Below are 3,685 nucleotides of genomic sequence, written 5' to 3' on the forward strand. Positions count from 1 at the left end.
CCGCTACAAGAATTACCGCTGCTCGGGCGCCGACCGACAGCGGATCATGACCATTTGCTTGCCACCAGGGCGGCCTCTTCCTCGGACGGTACAAACCGAATGGCGTCAACGATTTTCCCCGGTGCGACCTCGACACGCACAGCTTCCCAGCTGGCCGGGTCGATCATGCGCAAGAGGCGCTGGGCGACGGCATAGTGACCGGAAATGGGGTCCTCATCGCTACCCGCTTCTGGTCTTAGAACGGCGGCCGCATCTACCTCTCCATTTGCTGATCGAAGCTACGGGGCGTTCAGGCAAATATATTTGAGGTCGGTATCGCCGCTCCCATCCTCGATGAAGACGAAGCGGCATTCGGCAGTATCACACGCATCATCCGGCAGGATGAGCAGGGTGATGTCGACAAAATGGGCGATGACATCTCTAGGTTGGCAACGCAGGTCCAAATTGCTCTAGTCAAAGAGCTTGGGATGACCTGAATCTGGCCCAGCTAAGCGCCTTTGTGCTGCCGCAGACCACTACTTTGGGGCCGAAAGCGGACTGACCGCTTTTGGAAATGGATGGCGGAAAGCCGCCGTTCAGCTTCCGACCCCCGAAATGGCCGGCCCGCTTCCGACCCCATTGCGGACGCCCAAAAGGCAACGAAATGCTGCCGAAGGCCATTACCAAACTTGGTCAGGTGCGGAGGGGCGAAATTTACGGCTTTTTCCTGCGATAGTCGTGGGCGGCAACAACTCTGTCAAAAACCTGCGGCGAGTTTCCGATCACCTAATGCTTAGTCATCGCTCCAGACGCCGATGCTCCGGCGATACACTCCTCCGGCAAGTGGCCGGCCGAGCTTGTGGACATACGTCACACCGGGCGGCAGTAAGTCACATGGGATGGAATCCTCGTATGCAAAGCAGGGAGTGCGCCAATGCCGCTATTTCACGTTTCGATCAGCGCTGACGATCCGCAGACCGTCGCAATATTCCTGGCCAATGCCATGGGAGGCAAAGCGATGCCCTTCCCGCCATTTCCGGATTGCTGGATCGCCTTTGCTCAAGAGGATGACGGGACCGCTGTCGAAGTCTATCCGACTACGCACGTGTTGAAGGCTGGCCCCGAGCAACTTTCCTGCGAGATGACAGAACGAAATCGCTCATCGACGTTTGTGCATGTCGCTCTTGGCTCGGTGCTCGGGCAGAGCGACATTTTGCAAGCAGCGAAAGCTAACGGTTGGACAGCGCGGACGTGTGATCGTGGCCCATTTTCATGTGTCGAGGTTTGGCTTGAGAACCGGCTGCTCGTGGAGATGTTGGATGCGAGGATGCAGATCGACTATCGCAACGGCATGACGGCATCCAACTGGGCGGCAATGTTCGGCCTTTCAGCGACAGTTGAAACCTAAACTAAAATCAGACCTGTCCCGCTTTATGGATCCTGAGCCGAACCTATCGACAAAGTCCAACTCATATCAGGGGCGAACAAACCCGGCACTGGTGATCTCGAACTGACCCAAGGGCGGCCCATCGGGAAGCAAGTTTTCCTGCACGCCGGTGCGATAGCGGCTGATCAGTTCTGGGTCCTCTCCTTCCATTAATGCGGTATAGGCAATGTCTGCCGCAGCGATATGAAGTACGAACGTTTCCGCGAGTTCTTGCTTTTCTGCATCATCCATACGTCGCATCCAGAAATCGTCACCGAACTGGGCAAGCAACTGGGCGCGGACAGCGCCGGCCTGCGCCGGCGTGACGGCTTTCCCGTGAATGATTTCCCACAGTTTAACGTATCGGGTCGCCATGACGTCGAGGAAATTGTCGAGTTGCGGATCTAGGCCATAGGCTCCCATCAGTTCGCGGAAATGATCGTGATATCGTCCTGATGCGACTTCCTTGGCCATCACCGCCTGATGGGCCGGGTCGCGGCCACCGTAAAAGAGGATGAAGCGTTCCTCGACGATGCGCGTCAGGTCAGGATCGGCCACAAAGGAGGGCTCGAATTCGGGCTCCGTCCAGTCCTGGGCTTCACTCTCAAACGCCTCGTTGCTCTCGTCATCGAGCCGCCTTGCGCCGTCCAGGGCAGCTTGGCTCAAGGCCATCTGACCGAAACCGAAACCTAAATCGAGTGAGGCTGAAGGTGACCATTGCGCTGCCGCGTGGGTGGAGATCAGCGACGCTGTGGCAAGTAGCACGACGTAAAGAAGTTTTTGCATGGATACCGTTTTCCTCAAGGCGTGTTCCTAAGATGCGCTTCGAACAAGGGCCAGCATATAGCGCCCGATATTAAGACGCCGGATCGGCGCGCTGGATTGGTGTCCGACAGGCAAGTAACAATTTTGGCGCCCCAGGGCCAAGGATTGACGTGCATCGAGCGTCACAGGTTATGTTACCGGGAAACTTGGAGGTAGGTGATGAAGGCTTTGGTTGTATCCGCCGCGACGCTGCTCGTGGCATCAACGATTGGAATGGGCGCTAATGCGGCAGATTTAGCCGCTCAGCTGGACGTCGTAGCACCGCTAGTTAATGCAGAGGATATGGACGCGATCGGCGGTCCCGATGATCCTGCCGAAATTATCGCGGGCCTTGATGGCCAATGGTTTACGCTCAACAACGTAACACGGAATTGGGGATCGGACGGTGTAGGGTTCGATCAGGAGAATTTGGCTCGGTCCGTGGCAAGGAACTGTTCAGATGAAGCCGATCCCTCGATCACCTACGAGGTGACCGGGGACACCAGTTGGACTGTTCGCGAAATCCTTCCGAGATACGAAACCGAATTGACCCAGACTGTGACGCACCTTGAGGGAAGGCGGTTTTCAATCTCGGTCAACCTCGATGAGCTGTTACACTCCTATGGAAAGGGGGAGGCGTCCGAGAGCGAAAGGGCAGAAATGCAGGAGATGGTTGCGATGTTCAAAGAGCAGGGTGCGGAGTTTTGGCGCCCATCTGACGACATCTTCATCGCCTCCGGGCCCTTTGGCATTGATGTGACCGGACGTTGCCCATCAACGTAATGACAAGGGTTCTGCTGTCCCGCGTCAGCGCTGATGGGACCAAAACGGCTTAACTGAGAACGGAGGATTTCTGGTTCATCGTAGCCTTTCAAAGGAGCGAAGATGAGACAGAAATCCGGGACAGGGAAAGCGCCTGCGGAACAGGTCATCAAGGACATCCGCCGGGCGACCCGCAAGCAGTATGGCGCGGAGGAGAAGATCCGCATCGTGCTTGCGGCAGACAACAGCCGAGAAGCTATGGGTACGACCAGCCATCGTGTTCGATGCGAAAGATGCGCAGCGGCGCGTCGGGCCGGCTGGTGTCTGCGCGCAGGGTGTGAGTCTGGCCGAAATTCTCGACCTCGACATTAATGGTAATCATGCCCCGGAGCATGGGCTGCTCGGGATCGGGCATCGGCTCGGATACGTGGCCCTGGAAATCCTGCGCACCGATCAGCAGATCGGCGCCTGGCGGCTGTGATTGCAAAGCCGCAACAAAATCGGTGGAGAAAAAAGCATCACGTGCATCCGGGTTGAGCGGGCTTCGGTCTTGGACGGGATCGTCATATTCATAAAGCGTCGCAACAAGACCCCGCGCATGATCGATCAGTTCGTCACTCGACCAGGCGTGCGCGCCTGTCAACGGCGGAGTAAAATCAGGCCACGCGGCGGAGTAAAAGTCGGCCACTTGGCGCCGCAAGCGAGGAACGTCGG

4 protein-coding genes are annotated in these 3,685 nt (G+C 57.2%); 2 read left to right on the forward strand and 2 right to left on the reverse strand.

Annotation, left to right across the window (positions count from 1 at the left end):
• Nucleotides 1–913 precede the first annotated feature (913 nt).
• The gene (locus V4T21_RS19040) at nucleotides 914–1,387 is read left to right on the forward strand and encodes a hypothetical protein (protein ID WP_332719901.1); all 474 of its coding nucleotides are present in this window, start codon (nucleotides 914–916) and stop codon (nucleotides 1,385–1,387) included.
• 66 nt (nucleotides 1,388–1,453) lie between these two features.
• On the opposite strand, the gene V4T21_RS19045 is transcribed toward V4T21_RS19040, so the two are convergent.
• A complete protein-coding gene (locus V4T21_RS19045) occupies nucleotides 1,454–2,191 on the reverse strand; it encodes a DUF6683 family protein (RefSeq protein ID WP_332719903.1) in 738 nt (245 codons plus the stop codon).
• A 198-nt stretch (nucleotides 2,192–2,389) separates the two neighbouring features.
• Here V4T21_RS19045 and V4T21_RS19050 point away from each other — a divergent pair, with 198 nt between their 5' ends.
• Nucleotides 2,390–2,992, forward strand: a complete 603-nt coding sequence (locus V4T21_RS19050) for a hypothetical protein (protein WP_332719905.1) — start codon at nucleotides 2,390–2,392, stop codon at nucleotides 2,990–2,992.
• Nucleotides 2,993–3,227: 235 nt separating this feature from the next.
• Here V4T21_RS19050 and V4T21_RS19055 read toward each other — a convergent pair.
• Nucleotides 3,228–3,685 (reverse strand): hypothetical protein (locus V4T21_RS19055; RefSeq protein WP_332719907.1); only part of this gene is annotated, 458 nt, incomplete at its 5' end.

Origin of the sequence: Pelagibacterium mangrovi (assembly GCF_036662815.1) — a bacterium.
In the GTDB taxonomy this organism is placed as follows: Bacteria; Pseudomonadota; Alphaproteobacteria; order Rhizobiales; family Devosiaceae; genus Pelagibacterium; species Pelagibacterium mangrovi.

Bases quoted from the DNA above. Each gene is read 5' to 3' on its own strand.
- V4T21_RS19040 (WP_332719901.1), top strand. From the start codon at position 914: ATGCCGCTATTTCACGTTTCGATCAGCGCTGACGATCCGCAGACCGTC.
- V4T21_RS19050 (WP_332719905.1), top strand. From the start codon at position 2,390: ATGAAGGCTTTGGTTGTATCCGCCGCGACGCTGCTCGTGGCATCAACG.
- V4T21_RS19045 (WP_332719903.1), bottom strand. From the start codon at position 2,191: ATGCAAAAACTTCTTTACGTCGTGCTACTTGCCACAGCGTCGCTGATC.